The 21364-nt window shown below is 43.7% G+C and carries 14 protein-coding genes; 12 read left to right on the top strand and 2 right to left on the bottom strand.

Features of this window, described 5'->3' with window-relative positions:
• Window positions 1-85: 85 nt before the first annotated feature.
• The 4 genes from K5R16_RS12170 (at window position 86) to K5R16_RS12155 (ending at window position 6763) form a co-directional block, all read left to right on the top strand.
• Window positions 86-973 carry a LysR family transcriptional regulator gene (locus K5R16_RS12170; RefSeq protein WP_220737835.1) on the top strand — a complete coding sequence of 296 codons (888 nt, stop codon included), beginning with the start codon at window positions 86-88 and terminating at the stop codon, window positions 971-973.
• Between the two features lie 93 nt (window positions 974-1066).
• Window positions 1067-2182 carry an efflux RND transporter periplasmic adaptor subunit gene (locus K5R16_RS12165; protein ID WP_220737834.1) on the top strand — a complete coding sequence of 372 codons (1116 nt, stop codon included), beginning with the start codon at window positions 1067-1069 and terminating at the stop codon, window positions 2180-2182.
• Window positions 2183-2190: 8 nt separating this feature from the next.
• On the top strand, window positions 2191-5286 hold the full coding sequence (locus K5R16_RS12160) for an efflux RND transporter permease subunit (RefSeq protein ID WP_220737833.1): 3096 nt from the start codon (window positions 2191-2193) through the stop codon (window positions 5284-5286).
• Window position 5287: 1 nt separating this feature from the next.
• Window positions 5288-6763 carry an efflux transporter outer membrane subunit gene (locus tag K5R16_RS12155; protein ID WP_220737832.1) on the top strand — a complete coding sequence of 492 codons (1476 nt, stop codon included), beginning with the start codon at window positions 5288-5290 and terminating at the stop codon, window positions 6761-6763.
• An 86-nt stretch (window positions 6764-6849) separates the two neighbouring features.
• Here the strand turns inward: K5R16_RS12155 and yegS are convergent, their stop codons facing one another.
• Window positions 6850-7815, bottom strand: a complete 966-nt coding sequence (yegS, locus tag K5R16_RS12150; RefSeq protein WP_259649860.1) for a lipid kinase YegS — start codon at window positions 7813-7815, stop codon at window positions 6850-6852.
• A gap of 495 nt (window positions 7816-8310) precedes the next feature.
• On the opposite strand from yegS, the gene K5R16_RS12145 reads away from it, so the two are divergent.
• From K5R16_RS12145 to prpF, 8 genes are all read left to right on the top strand, one after another.
• Window positions 8311-9414, top strand: coding sequence for an efflux RND transporter periplasmic adaptor subunit (locus K5R16_RS12145; RefSeq protein WP_220737831.1), 1104 nt, complete (start codon window positions 8311-8313; stop codon window positions 9412-9414).
• An 8-nt stretch (window positions 9415-9422) separates the two neighbouring features.
• Complete coding sequence (locus tag K5R16_RS12140) at window positions 9423-12524, top strand: efflux RND transporter permease subunit (protein ID WP_220737877.1); 3102 nt, start codon at window positions 9423-9425, stop codon at window positions 12522-12524.
• A gap of 288 nt (window positions 12525-12812) precedes the next feature.
• Window positions 12813-13307 carry a hypothetical protein gene (locus K5R16_RS12135; protein WP_220737830.1) on the top strand — a complete coding sequence of 165 codons (495 nt, stop codon included), beginning with the start codon at window positions 12813-12815 and terminating at the stop codon, window positions 13305-13307.
• 380 nt (window positions 13308-13687) lie between these two features.
• Window positions 13688-14347 carry a GntR family transcriptional regulator gene (locus K5R16_RS12130; protein ID WP_220737829.1) on the top strand — a complete coding sequence of 220 codons (660 nt, stop codon included), beginning with the start codon at window positions 13688-13690 and terminating at the stop codon, window positions 14345-14347.
• A gap of 128 nt (window positions 14348-14475) precedes the next feature.
• Window positions 14476-15354: a methylisocitrate lyase gene (prpB, locus tag K5R16_RS12125; protein WP_220737828.1), complete on the top strand. Its 879-nt coding sequence runs from the start codon at window positions 14476-14478 to the stop codon at window positions 15352-15354.
• A gap of 178 nt (window positions 15355-15532) precedes the next feature.
• The gene (gene prpC / locus K5R16_RS12120; protein ID WP_220737827.1) at window positions 15533-16657 is read left to right on the top strand and encodes a 2-methylcitrate synthase; all 1125 of its coding nucleotides are present in this window, start codon (window positions 15533-15535) and stop codon (window positions 16655-16657) included.
• A 162-nt stretch (window positions 16658-16819) separates the two neighbouring features.
• On the top strand, window positions 16820-19426 hold the full coding sequence (gene acnD / locus K5R16_RS12115) for a Fe/S-dependent 2-methylisocitrate dehydratase AcnD (RefSeq protein ID WP_220737826.1): 2607 nt from the start codon (window positions 16820-16822) through the stop codon (window positions 19424-19426).
• A gap of 240 nt (window positions 19427-19666) precedes the next feature.
• Window positions 19667-20875: a 2-methylaconitate cis-trans isomerase PrpF gene (prpF, locus tag K5R16_RS12110; RefSeq protein WP_220737825.1), complete on the top strand. Its 1209-nt coding sequence runs from the start codon at window positions 19667-19669 to the stop codon at window positions 20873-20875.
• Window positions 20876-21004: 129 nt separating this feature from the next.
• Here the strand turns inward: prpF and K5R16_RS12105 are convergent, their stop codons facing one another.
• Window positions 21005-21340 carry a helix-turn-helix domain-containing protein gene (locus tag K5R16_RS12105; RefSeq protein ID WP_220737824.1) on the bottom strand — a complete coding sequence of 112 codons (336 nt, stop codon included), beginning with the start codon at window positions 21338-21340 and terminating at the stop codon, window positions 21005-21007.
• Between the last annotated feature and the right edge of the window lie 24 nt (window positions 21341-21364).

Genomic DNA, 21364 nt, shown 5'->3' with positions numbered 1-21364 from the left:
TAAGCTTTTTTGTTATTACGTCCCACAAATATGCTTGGATAATGAGTAATAACAATGGGTGTAGGTGCTTAAGAGGTAATTTTATATGCGTATAGAAGATCTAAAATTGTTTACCATCGTGGTGAAGCTTGGCAGTTTTACTGCTGCTGCCAATGCCTTAGATCTGCCTCGAGCTAATGTCAGTCGGCGGATTGGAGAGTTAGAAAAAGCCTTAAACGCCCAACTGTTCTTTCGTACTACGAGGCAACTGCGCTTAACTCAGCATGGTGAAGCTTATTATCATGAATTGCTCACCGTACTTGAGGGGTTTGAGCAAGCTAAAAATAAGTTGCATGATATTGATGAAAAGCCTATCGGTAAGGTTAAAGTGGGTTTCCTGCCCGAAAGTGATGAGGCGCTGCAACCCGCACTTGCCAAGTTTCAGCAACTTTATCCAGATATAGAACTGGATATGCGGATCACCAATAACTATGAAACTGATATTTATGCGCTTGCGTTAGACTTTGTTATATATGCAGGTAAGGTGCAGGACTCTGGCTTTATTGCCCGTAGAATTCTCAGTTTAGGGCGAGGTATCTATGCAAGCCCTGAATATTTAGCCAGTCATGGCGAACCGCAATCCTTAGCCGAATTGTCTGAACATGATGCAATTTGTTATCGCTGGCCTGACGGCAGTATCGATGATAAATGGGACTTAATTTCTGAAACTGTTCACGTTAATAGCCGTTTCACCTGTAACCACATGGGATTTGTCAGGCGTGCGATTGTGGGTGGCCAAGGGATAGGCTTTATGCCGCCATTGTTTGCCTTAGCGGCTATTGAAGCTAAACGTATCGTCAGGATCCTACCGCAATACGAATCTAAAAAAGAGGATGTGTGGTTGATCTATCCCGATAGAAAGGGAATAAGTCTACCTACTCGGTTATTGATTGACTTTTTATTACAAGAAATCCCGAATAGAGCTGGTTTGTAATGTTTTATGAGACAGTGTAGTGCGTGAAAGACGGATTATCTTGTAAAGTTAAACACATACACTCTCTCCCAATAGTTTCATTGGGAGAGAATCATGAATCACCAACATACAAAACAGCTACTAAATACCAAATTCGCCATCGCACCGCTCGCACTGTTAATCCTTTCTGGTTGTAGCCAAGCATCTAGCCAAGCCAATATTGAATCGCTAAAAGTTGAACGTCCTGTACAAGTCATAACATTAACCGATCAGCAGCTGCAAAATACAAAGCAGTTCATGGGCGTGTTAGAAGCCACGCAAACCGCAAGCCTATCTTTTAAAGTCCCAGGTACTATTGAAGCAATACTGGTTAAGACCGGCGATAAGGTGGATAAAGGGCAGGTTATTGCTCGGTTAGATCCCCATGATTACCAAGTTAATGTGGTGGAGCTAGAAGCAAGACTTGCAGAAGCTAATGCTGCGCATCAACTGGCAATAGTTGAGCTTAAAAGGGTAAGCCAAGCTATCGCAGATGATGCTATCTCAGAAGTTAACCTAGATAGAGCTCAGAGCGGGTATCAGCGCAGTTTAGCCATGGTTCAAGTTGTGACTCAGAATCTGCAAAAGGCCAATGATGCGCTTGATTACACCGAGCTTAAAGCGCCTTTTCGTGGCGTAATAGGCCTGCAAACTCAACAAACATTTGAGCAAACCTCACCAGGCGTAGGCTTATTCTCTTTACATCAACCTAATGAGTTGAAAGCAGTTATTGATGTGCCGGAAAACCTTATTGGTAAGTTTGGCCTATCGCAGCTGGCGAATGTTTCTTGGCACGGCAACAGTCAAGTAATTAGTGCTCATTTAACTGAGATGAACACTGTTGTCGACCCGATAAAACAAACCTACGAAGCCCAATTTGTGCTCGATAAAAACCAGCAGGGTGCATTGCCCGGTAAATCCGTTAGCGTCACTGTCAACTTTAACGCTAGTGCTGATACGTTCTGTGTGCCTTTAGCCTCACTTAAGGGCTGGGGAGAGTTCCACAGCGTTTATATCATAGAGAATGAAGCCGTTGCCGAGCGTGTGGTTGAGGTTGAGTCTATACACAGTAACCGAGTGTGCATAAGTGGTCCATTGCAAGCGGGTGACAAAATTGTAACTGCAGGCGTGCATTACCTTAAGCCTTTGCAGGTCGTAAAGAATACCATCGCGAAGAACGTTAGTTACTAGAGGCTTTTATGAATTTAGCAGAATTTGCAATTAGGCAACGTTTGTTCGTTATATTTTTCAGCGTGCTATGTGTGATTGTAGGGATGATCTCCTATTTTGAACTCGGTAAACTTGAAGACCCGTCATTTACAGTGAAGAGTGCTGTTGTAGTTACCTTGTACCCTGGAGCATCTGCAAAAGAGGTAGAGGAGCAAGTCACTGATAAAGTAGAGACAAAACTACAAGAAATGGGGGCAATGTGGAAACTGCGTTCACTGTCTCGTCCTGGCAGCTCAATGATATTTATTGATCTAAAGGAAACCACTAACTCTGATGAGTTACCTCAGCAGTGGGATCTATTGCGCCGTAAAGTGAGCGATGTAAAGCTGACATTGCCGGCAACAGCCCAGATTAGTGTGGTTCAGGATGAGTTTTCTGAAGTTTATGGCATGCTTTTCAGTGTTTATGGTGACAACGCTGAACCAGAAGAGCTACGTCAGTATGCCAAGGAGCTACAACGTCGCTTTAAAACCGTTGATGGTATTAAAAAAATTGAGCTGCATGGTGTTCAAAATCAAGCTATCTATGTTGATTTACCTGAAGAGCGTTTAGCTCAATATGGGATCTCTTCAGCGCAAGTTATTAATCAGCTGACCACCCAAAATTTGACTTACGACAGTGGTAGTTTTGAAGCAAGTGGCGAGCGCATAAGAGTTCAGCAAAGCAGTGACTTTAAATCAATTGAGGATATTAAGAATCTAACGATCAAAGGCGGGATCGGCAATTACAGCACGGGTTTACTCCGACTCGCCGATATTGCTGATATTAGCTTGGCCTACAAAACGCCAGCAACCAGTATAAGCCGTTACAATGGACAAACTGCAGTCACTCTTGCGGTAAGCCCGGTTAAAGCCATTAACGTGGTTAATCTTGGCGATACAATGAGTCAAATTATTACTGAGTATCAACAAGAGTTACCCGTTGGTATTGAGATCGGAACCATTGCATTTCAACCTGATGAAGTTGAGAAGTCTATTGCCGATTTCGTGACTAATTTACTGGAAAGTGTAGCCATTGTATTTGCGGTTCTGCTGATTTTCATGGGCTTTAAAAGCGCCACAATAGTCGGTGGCAGTTTGCTGTTTACCATATTACTGACATTTATCTATATGTACCTCGCTGGCGTTGATCTCCAGCGTGTCTCTTTAGGCACTTTTGTACTGGCATTAGGTATGCTCGTTGATAACGCGATTGTTATTACTGATCTGTTTATCGTTAAGTTAAACAAAGGTGTAGAACGTACAAAAGCGGCTATTGATTCAGTTAAAGAAACCTCAAAACCGTTACTGGCTGCAACCATAATTGCCATTATGGGTTCTACACCTGTGCTTTTCTCACAAACCGATGCCGGTGAGTTTGCCAGTTCTGTGTTCCTTATTATTTGCGCTTCACTACTATTTTCATGGATTGTAGCGGTGACCCTTACGCCACTTTTATGTTGGCTATGGATTAAGCCAAAGCTAAACAATGACCAACAGCAACAAAAAGTAAGTCGTTATCAGCAAGCTGTTGTTTGGACTGTGATGAACCCTGTTAAGGCGATCTCTTTAGTCGTACCGCTGTTACTGGTGACTGCACTCGCTGTTCCTTATGTTGCAGTGAATTTTATTCCAAGCTCAGACAGGCCTATGGTTTTCTTGGATTATTGGCAACCTAATGGTGGTGATATAGCTAAAACTTCATCTGACATGAAGAAAATTGAAGGGTGGTTGTTACAACAGCCAGAGATAAGCAGCATCTCTAGCTATGTAGGCGCGAGCGCACCAAGGTTCTCTGTGACTGTTGAACCTGAACCTTTTGACTCAAGTTACGGCCAGATTGTCATAAACGTTAAAGATTTTGAGGGGATCGTGCCATTAACAAAACGCGGAGAGAGTTGGTTAGCGCAAAACTTTGCTAACTCTGAACCTCGATTTAGAGCGCTTAAATTAGCCACAAAGGATAAGTTTAGCATTGAAGCGCGTTTTAGTGGAAAAGACCCTGAAGTGCTGCATGACTTGTCCAACCAAGCACAAGCAATCATGCAAGCTAACGCCAATACCAAATCGGTAAGAGATGATTGGCGCCAACAAAGTAAAGTGATTGAACCCGTTATTAATCAGGAACAAGCACGCAGGGCTGGCATCAACAGAACTGATATCTCCTTAGCAATAAAGCGAGCATCAGAAGGGGTAACGCTGGGTGTATTAAATCAAGGCGATCAACTGATCCCAATCAGCTTTAGAAGTGCAAATGCCAACTTGAGTTATTTAGATACTCTGCCTGTGAAATCCTTATTAGGGACTCATAGCGTACCGCTAGGTCAAGTGGTGGACAAATTTGAACTCAAGTCAGAAGAGAGCATGATCTGGCGTCGCAATAGAGTACCAACCATTACCACGCAGGCAGATGTATTTGATGCGACACCGGCTGAAGTGAGGAATCAAATCAAGGATCAGATTGAGGCAATAGAACTACCTGCTGGTTATAGCTTTGAGTGGGGCGGCGAGTACTATGATGAGAATCGAGCGATTACCGATACGTTAAGTCAAATGCCAAAAGCGCTATTAATGATGGTGGTCATCATGGTTGCAATGTTCAATGGCTTTAAACAACCGATCATCATTTTAATCACACTACCACTGGCTGCTATTGGTGCAACCTGGACATTACTGTTGCTCGATAAACCATTTGGTTTTATGGCGCTAATCGGTGCGGTGACGTTATCAGGGATGATCATTAAAAATGGCATAGTACTTATGGATCAAATTGAACTGGAGCGAGCTAAGAAGATCCCATTAAGGGAAGCTGTTAAGTCTGCCACGTTAAATCGAACCATGGCGATATCAATGGGGGCATTGACTACAGCTTTAGGAATGATCCCGTTAATCAGTGACCGACTATTTGACCAAATGGCTGCCACCATCATTGGCGGGTTAGCTGCGGCAACATTACTGTCACTGTTTATTATGCCAGCCTTCTATTGCCTGTTTTATAGAAACTCAGAGCAACTAGACGACGAAAGTAAAGCAGATGACAACAATAACGAATTGGCCTTAACAACTGCAACAGTGGAGCAAAAATAATATGAAACTTATAAAAATCGCGCCGCTAGCTCTCGCAATGATGCTTTCGGGTTGCGCTGTTGGACCAGATTATACTCAGCCAACAAGCTCACTTGAAAGTGAATACCTCTATCAAGGCGTTCAAGGAACTCAAGCTGGAAAATATGCACAGCAAACAGATAATGCATGGTGGAAGAGCTTTGAAGATCCAACCCTTAACCAGCTAGTCGTTGATGCACAGAATCAAGCCATTCCCTTGAAAATAGCGGCACAACGGATCCGCATGGCACAGTCTTATCAAAGTACTATTGAGTCCTTTAAGGTGCCAACTGTAAATATTGGGGCGGGTTTCGGTAATTTTCAGATAAGTGAAAATGACCCGCTACTCGGTGGTGCTATCACCGCTAAACATCCTGTAAGTGGAGAAGAACTGGGTCTTGTTGACGACAATAACAGTGCTTTTTTTGCGGGAGCGACCATTGGCTGGGAAGTCGACCTTTTCGGACGAATTGACCGCCAAGCCAGCGCCGCGGCTATTCGTAAAGAACAGATGGTGATTATGCGTGAAGGCTTAACCACCTTGATCACCTCTGATGTGATTCATAATTACCTGCAGATGAGAGGGGCGCAAGAGCGTAAGGAAATTGCGTTAAAAACCAGCGATGATCAAAGAAAAACCCTAGAACTGGTTAAGTTAATGGTAAAGAGCGGTTATGGCTCAAAGCTTGACGAATCCCGAGCGAAAGCCGCTCTGGCAGCGACAAAAGCGGTGATCCCGCAGCTAGAAATCGCTGAAAATGTTCATTTGCAACGCTTGGCCATTTTACTGGGAGAAACACCAAGGCAGAGCCATTCTCGTTTTGAGGAAGACAAACCACTACCAAACTTTAGTGGCATTATACCGACAGGCTTGCCTGCGGATCTGTTACAACGTCGTCCAGATATTCGAATTGCCGAGAGAGAGATGGCTGCGTTAAATGAAGAGCGTGCTGCGGCCATTGCTGCACAGTATCCAAAGGTGTTTTTGACAGGGTCGCCAGGTGTACTGGCCAAAGATTTTGACGATCTATTTAACAGTGATTCAGTGTCTTGGCTCGGTAGTGTGGGCGTAAGTTGGAATGTGTTTGATGGTGGTAGAGGTGACGCAATAGTCGAGATGCAAGAGGCGAGGTTTGATGCGAGTGTTTTGAGCTATCAGCATTCAGTGATTGCAGCATTTGGAGAGGTAGAAACGTTACTTCATGGATATGGCCAGAGCCAGCAATATGTGGCTTTGGTGAGTGAAGCTTCGGCAGAAACCACTAACGCGGTTAATAAAGCTCAGTCACTTTACAAAGCGGGATTGAGTGATTACTTGTCTATTCTTGATGCACAACGTCAACAAAACATGATGCGCGATCGAGTGGTCGCCGCCAAACTTCAAACTGCTAATATGACGATTGCACTGCACAAAGCGCTAGGTGGTAATTGGCAGGTTAACGATGCGATAAGCCAATGATTTAAAATGTATACCCGTTAAGTTGCAGGCTTAACACAACAAAAAAGCAGCACTGAGTGCTGCTTTTTTGTTTGTAGACTTAATCACTAACCAAGCACTGGCGAATCATCTGGTAGCACTAAATGTACAGCGTTGGGGATGACCGAAATAGTGTGTTTAAGACTTAACGTCGGTTCACCATCTAGGTTTACAGGCAAAGGTTGAGTCGATTCAAGCACAATATTGGTGACTTGCATTCTGCTGACATATTCACCATTAATGCCGGTATCGATGAGTTCATCAATAACCTGTTTCAATGCTGTGCTGGGAAAGTGACTCACTAGAAATACATCGAGTAAACCATCGTTCAGCAGAGCATTTGGAGCGAGTTTTTGACCACCACCAGCAAGTCGTCCATTACAAATAGCGCCCAATAAACCCGCTCCCTCTTGGCTAATTTTCTGCCCGTTAGCGAGTTGAGCGGTAAACTTCCCTTGGTAGGGACTGAAATTTAGTGCCTGCACTAAACCTGATATGAAATAAGCTTGCCCACCTAAAAGATCTTTGAGTTCTACAGGTGTATCAACAGTAACTTGAGCGCCAAACCCTGCGGATGCGACGTTGATAAAATAACGCTCATTCGCTTGAGCCATATCAATAGAGTAGGCTTTACCTGTGAGCGCCAGTTTCAAAGCTGCTTCCACGTCTGTTGGTATTTGGCAGGCCGTGGCAAAATCATTGGCGGTGCCTAACGGCAGTATCGCAATCTCAGTTCTAGTGAGTTGAGAAACTAGCGTTTCATCAGCATCTTGCTTAAGCGTCGCAATGGCATCGGCCAATTCGTTAACCGTTCCATCTCCTCCACCTGCAATGATTCTCGTTATGTTTGACTGCATTGCTTCTTTAACAAAGCGTGCAACATCACCTGACTCCCATGTGCATCGGACTGCAATACTATAGCCTTGCTGCCTAAGTGTATTAACATTCTGTCTGATCTCAGCTAAACCGGCTTTTTTTCCATTAAGGATCAACATGGCCATAAGTGAAAGCTTCTCTACGGTGGGTATTAACATTGATTATGCTGGTGAATCGTTAAAATTAGAAGGGCTTTGTGGATAAGCAAGTATGGCAATGATTAGCCAGCTTAGGCTATTAACGACTTCGCTTAAGATTTAATTTCTTCGTTATAGATTGCTAGATTGGTGTTTCTATACTGGAGAAATGAACAAGTTCAGTATGTTTGATCTTCCAGTTTTTGCTTTCAGAAAGGTTAATAGTCTGCTGTGTTTAGGTACAAATTTTAGTTAGCTGTTATCACTAGTAAAACCTCCTGTTATTGATGTAGTGCGTTGTGGCGCGCGGCCTAATACAAATTATATTGCTAATATTCCGCCATTATTAAAATGCGAGTTGAATGCTTCAAGGTTACTTTTGTATAAAATTCAGATGCTTAAGTCTTTTTTTTGCAATGATTAGGGCTGTCGTGGTAGGTGGGGATCTATTAAAACGGCTGTTCTAAGAACACCTTGGTGCATTTAGCTTGTGAGTTTCATGCTTGCGGAGTATTCATGACAACCATAACTAACCGACTGTTACTAACAACAATTGCACTTGCTACTTCTTCATTGATAGGTTGTGCAGAACCTAAAACAGAACAACAAACTAACGAAACCGTAAGACCTGTGAAAATGGCTACCATTAAGAGTATGGTTGCCGACATAGAGCGCTCCTTTCCGGCACAAGTTACCGCTAATGAAAGTACCGACCTTGCCTTTAGAGTGTCAGGCCAAATTACAAAACACTATGTCATTGAGGGAGATAGGGTAAGGAAAGGGGCACTGATTGCTGAATTAGATCCTACTGATTTTAATATTGTATTAGACAATGCCAAAGCCAAGTATGAACTTGCAGTATCGCAGCATGACCGTAATTCTACACTTGTACCAAAAGGCTTAGCCACCAAAGCAGAGTTTGATACATCACGCGCCGAAATGTTGATGGCCAAAGCAAGGCTTGATAGAGCAACACAGAATCTTAAATACACCAAGATATATGCCCCCTACGATGGAATTGTTGCAAAAAAACATGGTGAAAATCACGACCATATTGCAGCAACTCAGCCGATCATTGAGTTTCAAAATGATAGTTTAAGCGACGTTCAGTTTGATTTACCAGAAAAGCTATTAAACCAATTCGATCCTGAAAAATTTAAAGCCATCACAACTCAAGTTGTACTGGATAGCTATCCAAATAGACCGCTTATCGCGCAATTCAAAGAGATGCGAAAATCTACCACCGTAGGTGCACTGAGCTTTCGGGTAACCATGTCTGTCAATGTTCCGCAAGATATGCGCGCATTCCCTGGTATGAGTGCCAGCGTAAATACAGTTATTGCTGATGAAGCACTCGCTAATGACAACACTGTTATTGCGCCGATGAGTGCTTTATTTAGCCCTGAAAATATCAAGCTTAATCAAGATCGAAAATTTGTATGGGTTGTTGATTCAAGTAATAAAACTCATCTACGTGAGGTCAATATTGTTCGCTTCTTATCAGCCGGAGCCGTTATTAATTCTGGCTTAGTAGCTGGCGATAAAGTCGTTACAGCAGGGACTTATTTGATCAGCGAAAATCAGCAAGTTAAAGAGCTGAAGCGTGAGCGAGGTATTTAATGTCTACTATGTCGAAACAACAGAAAATGCCTGAAAACGTGGAAGAAGAGTGCAGAGATGGAGGCATCGCTGGCTACTCAATGCGTAACTCTGTGGTAAGTTGGTTGATCATTATGGTGTTGCTGGTGGGCGGGATCTTAGCGTTCAAAGATCTAGGTCGACTAGAAGATCCGGAGTTTACTCCGCGATCTGCATTGATTGTAACCAGTTACCCCGGTGCGTCTCCTGAGCAAGTAGAGGAAGAGGTCACACTTTTAATAGAGAATGCGTTACAACAGTTACCTTCTGTTAAATGGATCAAATCGGTGAGTACAGCTGGCCTATCACAAGTTGATGTGATGATGGAGTCTGAGTACACCAGTTTACATCTTCCACAGATTTGGGACGAAGTGCGTCGGAAAATAGGTGATCTAAGAGCCTTACCACCAGGTGCTGGGAAACCGATAGTTAACGATGACTTTGGTGATGTTTATGGCATGATTTGGGGCATTACCGGTAAAGGCTATGATATGGCTGAGCTGGAGCAATTTGCCGACCAGCTTAGACGTGATGTCGTCACGCTTGATGGTGTCAGTAAAGTTGTTATTGGAGGCGTTCAGCAGCAACAAGTTTTTATCGAGATCTCAACTAGCAAAATATCGGCGCTGAATATTCCGATTGATCATATTGCTGCATTATTGCAAAACCAGAACAGCGTCTCAAATGCGGGTCGTATTCGAATTCAAAATGATACCGTAAGGCTATTTCCTACTGGCGAATTTCAAGATGTTAGCGAACTCAGAGATCTTGTTATTAGCCCTGTTGGTTCAGACGCTAGAATATTACTCGGTGATGTGGCCGACATTAGCCGTGGTTACGTAGAAGTACCCACTAAACTGATGTCAATGAATGGCCTACCAGCACTTGAGTTTGGTGTATCGTTTATGCCAGGTGAGAATGTGATTGAAGTCGGTGATCGGGTGCAAGCTCACATAGATGGCATGCTCAATAAACAACCTATCGGCATAGAGATGGAGAATATCTATAACCAACCGGTGCAAGTTGAGAAAGCGGTTGATGGGTTTGTATGGAGCCTTGTTGAAGCTGTCGCGATAGTTATTGCAGTATTGCTGCTAACAATGGGTTTAAAAAGCGGTGTCATTATCGGTATGGTACTGATCCTTTCTGTGACAGGTACGTTTATCTTTATGGAGCAGATGGGCATAGATCTACAAAGGATCTCGTTAGGCGCTTTGATTATCGCCCTTGGCATGCTGGTAGATAACGCGATAGTCGTCGTAGAGGGAATTTTAGTTGGCATGCAACGTGGTAGAAATCGCTTCCGAGCTGCCATTGATATTGTTGAGCAAACAAAGTGGCCGTTACTTGGCGCGACAGTCATTGCAGTGACTGCATTTGCACCGATAGGCCTGTCTGAAGATATTTCTGGTGAATTGATTGGTACGTTGTTTTGGGTGGTTTTGATATCGTTAACTTTAAGTTGGATCACCGCAATTACCACTACACCGTTCTTATCTGCTATGTTTTTCAAAAATGAAAAGTCAGCAGCAGAAGGCGAAGAGGTCGATCCCTATAAAAGTGTTGTTTTTACCTCATACAGAAAATTCTTAAAAGGGTGTATTCGCCATCGAAAAAAAACCATGCTGTTACTGGTTATATTACTCTTAGGTTCTGTAAAAGGCTTTGGTATGTTGAAGAATGAATTCTTCCCACCAATGAACTTACCTAAATTTATGGTTGATACGTGGCTGCCATACAACACCGATATTCGTGCAACAGCAGCAGAAATAAAGGCAATGGAGGAGGTAGTATTAAGCCATCCAGAGGTAATCCAAGTTGCTTCAAGTGTCGGTGGTGGTCATGTGCGTTTCATGCTGGCTTACAAGCCTGAAAAAATGTACAACAACTACGGCAATCTAATGATTACTGTCAAAGACATGGACAAGCTGCTTGATGTGATGCGTGATGTGCGTAGCATGCTTGAATCTAACTTTGCCGGTGCAAATTATAACTTTAAGCGTTTTGAAATGGGTCCTGCACCAGATGGTCGTATTGAAGCTCGTTTCCAAGGACCAGATCCTGATGTGTTACGCGATCTGTCCGCTAAGGCTAAAGCGATTATGGTTTCACACCAAGGGGCGACTGCAGTCCGTGACGACTGGCGTGAGCGTACCAAAGTTGTACGTCCAGTATTTAACGTTGAAGCCGCGAGAGTTCTTGGGATCAGTAAAGCGCAGGTAGATAGTGTATTACTGGCTAACTTCTCTGGTCGTGCTGTCGGTTTGTACCGTGATGGCGCAGATCTAATGCCAATTGTTGTACGTCCTCCAGAAATTGAGAGAACTGATATCAATGGCGTCATGGAGCTACAAATATGGAGTCATCAGCTTAATAAATATGTCAGCTTATCTCAGGTAGTTCACCGTTTTGAAATTGAGTTTGAAGATCCTGTCATCATGCGCCGAGATCGCGTGCGTACTATTATGGCAATGACTGATGAAGATCAAATGGGAGCATTAACCACTGCGGCGGTGCAAAAGTCTTTTATGGCAGAGGTTGAAGCAATACAACTTCCAGAAGGCTACTCAATGCATTGGGGCGGCAAACATGAAACTTCAATGGATGCACTGGTTGCCTTGGGCGAGAAGCTTGGTGGTGGTTATGTGGTAATGATCCTTATTACAGTGTTGCTTTTTAGCTCTTTTAAAGATGCTGCGGTGATATGGACAGTTGTACCATTTGCGATAATCGGTGTCGTTGTGGGGCTTTATACCGCGAATATGCCTTTTACTTTCTTAGCATTGCTTGGCACCATGAGTTTAACTGGAATGCTAATTAAGAATGCTATTGTATTAGTCGAAGAGATAAAGCTACAGATCCATGAAGGTAAAGAAGATTACCTGGCGGTAATCGATGCTTCTGTGTCAAGGGTTCGACCTGTGAGTATGGCAGCGGTGACCACCGTTTTAGGTATGATCCCGTTAATCACTGATGGATTTTTTCAAGCGATGGCAGTGGCTATGATGGCTGGTTTAACCTTTGCGACAATTCTTACTTTGATCGTGACACCTGTAATGTACACGGTTATTCATCGAGTGCGATCCGCATAACATCACAATTGCAGTTATAAATCGCACACTGGCTTAGTAAGTGTGCGGTTTTTTATATCTCAACGATGGCTAACTAGATTTTATACATTGTATAGAAAGCAAGGTAATCGGCTGGCTCATTGATTAGCTAGCCTAAGATGTTTGCGCGCTGTCAAAGTTTAATCAACCTATATGTTTTCCTAGTAAAGTTACGAGTATGACTTTTGAACAAACGGCGTATATTGATTGTAAATTAACCAGTGACTCAAACAGTAGCGCTGGTGTTATAAAGCTGACGAGGTTTAGGCTATGATCAAAAATACACCTTTGGCTGGTGCTATTATTAGCGGTGTTTGCGGTGTTATGGTCGCCGGTTGCTCTGGTAAAGAGAGTGCTATTTTTACTGGGTTAACAAACGATAGCGTCCAGCAAGCATCGAACTTAAATCTAGAAAACAAACGTAATTTTGATTTACTAAGCAAACAGAAGAAACTTACTTCAGCTGAGGTTGACTTATCCCAAGCTAAGGCCGTCTTGTTAGCTGCTGAGTCTAGAAAGTATTTGCACTCCTTTGATGCACTTAATCAAAAAAGTGGCCGACCTTATACTGCTGGTGATTGCGCCGATGCTCTTGATAACGTTAACAGGGCGGAGCAAAAGGTGATGAGTGCTGAGCTTGATGTTACTTATGCAGTAACGATGACAAAATTTTATGGCATGCAAGCAGCGTTTGTATCTGATAACGGACCGGTGTCCGCTTCATCATCGACTAACGCCTTGACTCACTTAATCGAACAATACTAGGGAAGATTGTCGACACTACAACCTGTTGCATTCAGCAACCGTCTACTTAAAATCATCGTCTATGAGTAGAGTACAACGATTTGTGTTAGCGACTTATCCGTGTTAGGTAAGTGGCTGCATTCCAGTTGTGCGCACCGATTAAGTCAATGATTATTATTGTTTAATATTGATTTACGACAACCCTAAATGTCTATCAGTACGGCTTAGTGCTAGCCCAATTCAATGTAAATTAAACCTGCCTAATCTATTACCTTTTGCTTCATCGTGTACCATCGGTGTTACTGCATCTTTGTCGACAATATTGCCTCAAAGTGTTGACTTGGTCACATAATGGCGATAAATTGTCGACAATCCAGTTTTAAACTATCAAGCCTATTTATATGACCTTTTTTACTGAACAGCCCGTCACAGCAGCAGATAAGACTTTTTTCCAACTACGAAAAGACATCGTAGAAGGCGATGTTGCTGCTGGCTCTAAGTTAAGTGAAACAGAGTTGTCGACAAAATATGCTGTTAGTCGAGCAGTCGTCAGAGAAGCGATTAATCGTTTAGAGGCGAGCCATTTGGTTGAGCGTAAAGCAAATGTTGGCGCAAGAGTTGTCACCTTAACCCCTGAAGGGCTTGTAGAGCTTTATCAGGTAAGAGAGTCACTTGAGGGAATGGCGGCTCGACTCGCGGCGCAGAATATGACTGATGATGAAATAGTCGATCTACAGTCATTACTCAATAGTCATTTCGATAAAGTCCAGTCTGGCCAGACATACTACCAAGAAGCAGGAGATGTCGATTTTCATTATCGCATCATCCTCGGCAGTAAAAATAAGCACCTTATTTCTATGTTAACCGATGGTATTTATCACTTGGTACGTATGTACCGTGTGCAGTTAGGCATGAGTGGTCCGCGGGTAACAACGGCATTCGATGAGCATAAACATATTGTTCAAGCTATCTGTAATCGCGATGCAGAACTTGCCGAGATGCTGATGCGCCGCCACATTCTGTACTCAAAATCGAGTATCGAAAATAAGCTGAATTTATAGAAGTTAATCTTGAACCATAAAGTTGTAATCAATAGACAGTTAAATCACTAATTTATTTTTCTTTAATCTAGCTTGTTACAGCACTGAATAATTACAAGTTAGTTGAGCCATAACAAAGGGAGCATCACATGAGCGCAGGTAAGAAGTTTCGTGAGGCCTTAGCAGCCAATAGTCCATTACAAATAGTCGGTACCATCAATGCTTACTCAGCCATGATGGCAAAAAAGATTGGGCATCAGGCTATATACCTATCAGGTGGCGGCGTCGCTAATGCCTCTTATGGTTTACCTGATCTGGGTATGACCTCATTGAATGACGTGATTGTTGATGTACAGCGAATCACTTCTGCTTGTGACTTACCGTTAATGGTCGATATTGATACGGGTTGGGGTGGCGCGTTTAATATTGCTAAAACCATTCGTGATATGGAAAAAGCGGGTGCTGCCGCTGTGCACATGGAAGATCAAGTTGCGCAGAAACGCTGTGGTCACCGACCAAATAAAGAGATCGTTTCAACTGCAGAGATGGTTGATCGTATTAAAGCGGCCGTTGATGCTCGCACAGACGCTGACTTTTTTATCATGGCGCGAACAGATTCATTCGCACAAGAGGGTCTTGATGCCGCTATTGCACGTGCTAAAGCGTATGTTGCAGCAGGCGCTGACGGTATTTTTGCTGAAGCAGTAAAGACCGAAGAGCATTACCGCGCATTTAGCGATGCACTGGATGTACCGATTCTTGCCAACATTACCGAGTTTGGTCAAACCGAACTGTGGAACAAGGAGCAATTAGGCGAGTGGGGCGCTTCAATGGTGTTGTACCCATTAAGTGCATTTAGAGCGATGAACAAAGCGGCTGAGATGGTATACAGCTCGATTCTTGAACATGGCGATCAAAAAGCGGTGGTTGATACAATGCAAACACGTATGGATCTCTATGATTACCTTGGTTATCACGACTATGAGCAGAAGCTAGATAGCTTGTTTGCCGAAGGTAAGAATCTCTAATTACTAAAAAATTTAATGATTAAAAATGGCTGTCATTAGGCAGCCAAACCTTACAACTTGTGGCAGCAATTAAACCTCGTAGCATTGAGGAGCTGACATAAGCAAAAAAATATAAAAATGCGGGGCTTAGTTCTTTAAGTTAAGCCACCAGCAATACAAATTGAAAAGGAATACTGTCATGGTTGATAAAAAATTGAGTGGTGCGGGTCTTCGTGGTCAAAGTGCTGGTGAAACTGCACTCTGTACAGTGGGTAAATCAGGGTCTGGTCTGACGTACTGCGGCTACGATGTCTCAGACCTTGCTGACAATGCAACGTTTGAAGAGGTTGCTTACTTACTGTTTAACGGTGAATTACCTAATCAAACGGAACTTGATCATTATAAGACTGAGTTGTTTGCTCAACGCGACTTACCTCAAGCATTAAAGGAGGTTTTACAACGTATTCCTGCTGATGCACATCCTATGGATGTTATGCGCACTGGCTGTTCATTTCTCGGAAACTTAGAACCTGAAGCCGACTTTTCAGAGCAGAACAAAGCTGCTAATCGACTGCTGGCAGCATTTCCGGCAATTATGTGCTACTGGTACAAATTCTCCCATGAAGGTGTTGAGATTGATTGTGTGACTAATGAGGATTCGATTGGTGGTCACTTCCTACATTTGTTGAATGGTAAGGCGCCTTCAGAGCAACATAGACGAGTTATGGATGTATCGTTAATCCTATATGCTGAACATGAATTCAACGCATCGACCTTTACAGCACGAGTTTGTGCATCAACCTTGTCCGATATGTACTCTTGTATTACTGGTGCAATTGGCACTTTGCGTGGCCCACTGCATGGTGGTGCAAACGAAGCTGCAATGGATATGATCCAGCGATTTAGCTCTCCGAGCGATGCTAAAGCACAAATGGCCGGTATGCTTGAGCGTAAAGAAAAAATCATGGGCTTTGGCCACGCAATCTACCGCACCTCTGATCCACGTAATGTAATTATTAAAGCTTGGTCTGAAAAACTCGCTGCCGAGAACGGTGATACATCGCTATACGATATCTCTGTCGCCTGTGAAGAGTTTATGTGGGACACCAAGAAGCTATTTTGTAATGCTGACTTCTTCCATGCTTCCGCTTACCATTTCATGGGTATTCCGACTAAATTATTTACGCCGATATTTGTATGCTCGCGCCTAACAGGTTGGGCTGCACATGTAATGGAGCAGCGCACTAATAACCGCATCATTCGCCCAAGCGCAGATTACACCGGCAGTGAGCCACGTACGGTTTCTCCTATCAGTGAAAGATAATCGTAGGAATTGCATAAAAGGCAGTGAGCCACTGTCTTTTATTTCTTTAACTTTATAAGAATAAACGATATTTAGTTATTAAATAAATTCACTCCTATGGGTTAAACCTTTAATTGTGGTGATATTAGTACTCTGAATGTCAGCATAGAATTGGAACGCCCTATGAATACCAACTACCGTAAACCCTTGCTTGGTACCGAGTTAGATTTTTTCGATACTGAAGCGGCCGTCAATGCCATCAGTCCGAACGCCTTTAAAAAGTTACCCTATTGCTCCCGCGTATATGCCGAAAACTTAGTCCGTCGTTGCAACCCTGAAACATTAACTGACTGCCTAAAGCAGATCATTGAAGGTAAACGTGATTTGGATTTCCCTTGGTATCCTGCGCGCGTAGTCTGTCACGATATTCTTGGCCAAACAGCTTTGGTGGATCTTGCCGGTCTGCGTGATGCCATTGCAGATAAAGGCGGTGACCCTTCAAAAGTTAATCCTGTGGTGCCAACCCAGTTAATTGTTGATCATTCACTAGCGGTCGAGCATGCCGGCTTTGAAAAAGATGCCTTTGAGAAGAACCGCGCTATCGAAGATCGACGTAATGACGATAGGTTCCATTTCATCAACTGGACCAAAACTGCATTTAAAAACATCGATGTGATCCAGCCTGGTAACGGCATTATGCATCAGATCAATCTTGAGAAGATGTCACCAGTTGTGCAAGCAAGGGATGGGGTTGCCTTTCCTGATACATTAGTTGGCACCGATAGCCACACTCCTCATGTTGACGCATTAGGCGTTATTGCAATCGGAGTCGGTGGTCTAGAGGCCGAAAGCGTGATGCTAGGTCGTCCATCATACATGCGCCTACCTGATATTGTTGGTGTTGAGCTGGTGGGTAAACGTCAAGCCGGTATTACCGCTACTGATATCGTACTTGCAATCACTGAGTTCTTGCGCAATGAGAAAGTGGTGTCGACCTATCTTGAGTTTTTCGGCGAAGGTGCAGCTAATCTTACTTTAGGCGATAGAGCAACAATCTCAAACATGACGCCTGAATTTGGCGCGACAGCAGCAATGTTCTATATCGATGAGAAAACCATCGATTACTTAACACTGACAGGCCGTGACGATAAGCAAGTTAAGTTAGTCGAAACCTACGCCAAACAAGCGGGTTTATGGGCTGATACGCTTAATGAAGTTGAATACGAGCGGGTACTGCGTTTCGACTTATCAAGTGTTGGTCGTAATATTGCGGGTCCGTCAAATCCGCATCGCCGTGTATCAACGAGTGATCTGGCAGAAAAAGGCATTAGTGGTGTCGTTGAAAACGAAGAGGGCTTAATGCCCGACGGCGCGTGTATTATTGCGGCTATTACCAGCTGTACTAATACCTCAAACCCGCGTAACGTGATTGCCGCAGGGTTGCTTGCTCGTAACGCTAATGCTAAAGGTCTAACGCGTAAACCTTGGGTGAAGACTTCGCTAGCCCCAGGCTCAAAAGCGGTGCAATTATACCTTGAAGATGCCAAGCTTTTACCTGAGCTTGAAGCGCTAGGTTTCGGCATTGTTGGGTTTGCCTGTACCACTTGTAATGGCATGAGTGGCGCGCTTGACCCTGTTATTCAAAAAGAGGTTATCGAACGCGATCTCTATTCTACAGCGGTGCTTTCGGGTAATCGTAACTTTGATGGTCGTATTCACCCTTATGCTAAACAAGCATTTTTAGCATCACCACCGCTTGTCGTTGCCTATGCCATTGCCGGCACCATCCGTTTTGATATCGAAAAAGATGTGCTGGGAGTCGATGCTGATGGCAAGGATATTCTGCTTAAAGATCTGTGGCCGTCTGATGAAGAGATTGATGCGGTTATTGCCAAAAGCGTTAAGCCAGAGCAATTTCGAAAAGTATATGAGCCGATGTTTGATATTAAAGTTGAGTACGGCACCGATAACGATCCGCAATATGATTGGCGTCCACAGAGTACCTATATTCGCCGCCCGCCTTATTGGGAAGGTGCGTTAGCTGGGGAACGCTCCATGAAGGGGATGCGTCCTCTTGCTGTGTTGGGTGATAACATTACTACCGATCATCTATCGCCTTCTAATGCGATTATGCTAGACAGTGCTGCTGGCGCATATCTCGACAAAATGGGCTTACCTGAAGTCGATTTTAACTCCTACGCCACCCACCGCGGCGATCATTTAACCGCACAGCGTGCAACCTTTGCCAACCCTAAGCTGTTTAATGAAATGGTGACTAAGCTGGGTAAGGATGGCGAAGTTGAGGTTAAGCAGGGCTCTTTTGCTCGTATTGAGCCAGAAGGTACTGAATCGCGCATGTGGGAAGCGATTGAGACCTACATGGATCGTAAGCAACCTTTGATCATCATAGCTGGAGCTGATTATGGTCAAGGCTCAAGTCGTGACTGGGCAGCTAAAGGTGTGCGTCTTGCTGGTGTTGAAGTTATTGTTGCTGAAGGCTTCGAGCGTATCCACCGGACTAACCTCGTTGGTATGGGCGTATTACCGCTAGAGTTCACTCATGGCGAGAACCGCCATAGCTACCAAATTGATGGTACTGAAACCTATGATGTGATTGGCGAACGTACACCTGGTACTGGATTAACAGTTATCATGACGCGTAAAAATGGTGAAACGGTTAATATTCCGGTTAAATGCCGACTAGATACTGCCGAAGAGGTCTCTATCTATGAAGCTGGTGGGATCTTACAGCGTTTCGCGCAAGACTTTTTAGAGTCATCAACCATATAAGAGTCTTCAACGATATGAAGAGTCTTAAACTATGTAAGAGTCTCAAAAATATAAAGAGTCTTCACGAATAGGCTTAGCTTCAATGGTTTGTTAACGATTGAAGCTAAGCCGTTAATCGTTACTGTTAAAGGCCTGCTATATATTTGTTTGGTACTCACTAGTTATAACCTGACAGCAATCAGTAGAGTTGCTTTAAATAGTCATTCTACTGCTTGGAAAGAGATCTAACGGTAACTTATTATGACAAGCAAAAAAGTACATTTACCACAGATTAAAGTTCCCGCAACCTATATGCGTGGCGGCACCAGTAAAGGTGTGTTTTTTAATTTAACTGATTTGCCGCAAGCTGCACAGGTGGCAGGGCCGATACGCGACTCTCTGTTGTTGAGAGTAATTGGAAGCCCTGATCCCTACCAGAAACAGACCGATGGCATGGGCGGCGCAACTTCAAGTACCAGTAAAACAGTTATTGTTGCCAAGAGTCACGAATCGGATCACGATGTCGACTATTTATTTGGACAAGTTGCTATTGATAAGCCTTTTGTCGATTGGAGTGGTAACTGTGGTAATTTGTCCGCCGCAGTTGGCTCGTTTGCAATAAGCAGCGGCCTCGTAGATCCTCGTCGTGTTCCTGAGAACGGTATCGCTGTTGTGCGGATCTGGCAAAAAAACATTAGCAAAACCATTATTGCACATGTCCCTATGACGAATGGCGAAGTGCAAGAAACCGGTGATTTTGAATTAGACGGGGTAACGTTCCCTGCTGCAGAAGTTCAAGTTGAGTTTATGGATCCTGCCGATGGGGAAGGTGACATGTTCCCAACGGGTAATCTGGTCGATGATTTAGAGTTACCGGCTGACATCGTATCAAGCGGCAGTGTCAAAGCGACCATGATTAATGCTGGGATCCCAACGATATTTATCAATGCACAGGACTTAGGTTACAGTGGCGCCGAGTTACAAGAAGCGATAAATGGCGATCAAGCTGCGCTTAATAGGTTTGAAACCATCCGTGCTTATGGTGCTGTGCAGATGGGGCTAATTAAACATATTGATGAGGCTGCAGCGCGTCAGCACACTCCAAAAGTTGCTATCGTGGCTGCGCCGATGGATTATATATCGTCAAGCGGTAAGGCAATAGGCAAGGGAGATATTGACCTTAATGTGCGGGCACTGTCTATGGGTAAGCTACATCATGCAATGATGGGCACTGCAGCTGTGGCTATTGGCACTGCAGCCGCTATTCCTGGCACTTTGGTAAGCCAAGCTGCTGGCAGTGTAGAACGTGAGTCTGTGCTGTTTGGTCACCCATCAGGAACGCTTAAAGTGGGCGCGCAAGCAAGCCAAGTGGCAGGCCATTGGAAAGTAAACAAAGCTGTGATGAGCCGAAGTGCACGAGTGTTGATGGAAGGCTGGGTGAGGGTTCCAAGTGACGTTCTAGATGGTTAGTTGAGTGGCTCATTTAGACCTAAAAGCGTTTATATTAACGATCGCCAATTCAACCGATATAAAAACCGCATTGCCTTTAAAAGGTTATGCGGTTTTTTGTTTGTTATGTTTAACTTGATAAGGATTAATCTAGAAATCGCTCTCTTCAGTCCAATCTTTGAGTTTTTCTAAGATTGCTAATGCAGTACGGCCAAACTCGGTAATTTCATAAGTGACTGCAATAGGCCGATCACAGATCACTTCTCGAGTCACCAAGCCCTGAACCTCTAACTCTTTAAGACGTTGATCGACCATTTTCTTGCTTGCACCACCGAGCATACGAGACAGTTCGTTAAAGCGTACCGGCCCATCTTTTAAGTGCCACAAGATAGAAGCTTTCCACTTTCCACCAAGAATGCGCATTCCTCGCTCTATAGAGCAAGGTTCATCGCAACCGTTTAAATTTAATTCTTTATTATTAATCATTGTATTTAATCATTGTATTTAATC

This window comes from Shewanella sp. c952, from assembly GCF_019654975.1.
Taxonomy (GTDB): Bacteria; Pseudomonadota; Gammaproteobacteria; order Enterobacterales; family Shewanellaceae; genus Shewanella.
The sequence above is the reverse complement of the archived record's forward strand: the minus strand, read 5'-3'. Positions and strand labels throughout refer to the sequence as shown.

Excerpts from the sequence above, each read along its gene's own strand:
- K5R16_RS12135 (WP_220737830.1), top strand. The coding sequence starts at position 12,813 with ATGATCAAAAATACACCTTTGGCTGGTGCTATTATTAGCGGTGTTTGC.
- prpC (WP_220737827.1), top strand. The coding sequence starts at position 15,533 with ATGGTTGATAAAAAATTGAGTGGTGCGGGTCTTCGTGGTCAAAGTGCT.
- prpB (WP_220737828.1), top strand. The coding sequence starts at position 14,476 with ATGAGCGCAGGTAAGAAGTTTCGTGAGGCCTTAGCAGCCAATAGTCCA.
- K5R16_RS12140 (WP_220737877.1), top strand. The coding sequence starts at position 9,423 with ATGTCGAAACAACAGAAAATGCCTGAAAACGTGGAAGAAGAGTGCAGA.
- K5R16_RS12105 (WP_220737824.1), bottom strand. The coding sequence starts at position 21,340 with ATGATTAATAATAAAGAATTAAATTTAAACGGTTGCGATGAACCTTGC.
- prpF (WP_220737825.1), top strand. The coding sequence starts at position 19,667 with ATGACAAGCAAAAAAGTACATTTACCACAGATTAAAGTTCCCGCAACC.
- yegS (WP_259649860.1), bottom strand. The coding sequence starts at position 7,815 with ATGTTAATACCCACCGTAGAGAAGCTTTCACTTATGGCCATGTTGATC.
- K5R16_RS12160 (WP_220737833.1), top strand. The coding sequence starts at position 2,191 with ATGAATTTAGCAGAATTTGCAATTAGGCAACGTTTGTTCGTTATATTT.
- K5R16_RS12155 (WP_220737832.1), top strand. The coding sequence starts at position 5,288 with ATGAAACTTATAAAAATCGCGCCGCTAGCTCTCGCAATGATGCTTTCG.
- K5R16_RS12145 (WP_220737831.1), top strand. The coding sequence starts at position 8,311 with ATGACAACCATAACTAACCGACTGTTACTAACAACAATTGCACTTGCT.
- K5R16_RS12165 (WP_220737834.1), top strand. The coding sequence starts at position 1,067 with ATGAATCACCAACATACAAAACAGCTACTAAATACCAAATTCGCCATC.
- K5R16_RS12170 (WP_220737835.1), top strand. The coding sequence starts at position 86 with ATGCGTATAGAAGATCTAAAATTGTTTACCATCGTGGTGAAGCTTGGC.
- K5R16_RS12130 (WP_220737829.1), top strand. The coding sequence starts at position 13,688 with ATGACCTTTTTTACTGAACAGCCCGTCACAGCAGCAGATAAGACTTTT.
- acnD (WP_220737826.1), top strand. The coding sequence starts at position 16,820 with ATGAATACCAACTACCGTAAACCCTTGCTTGGTACCGAGTTAGATTTT.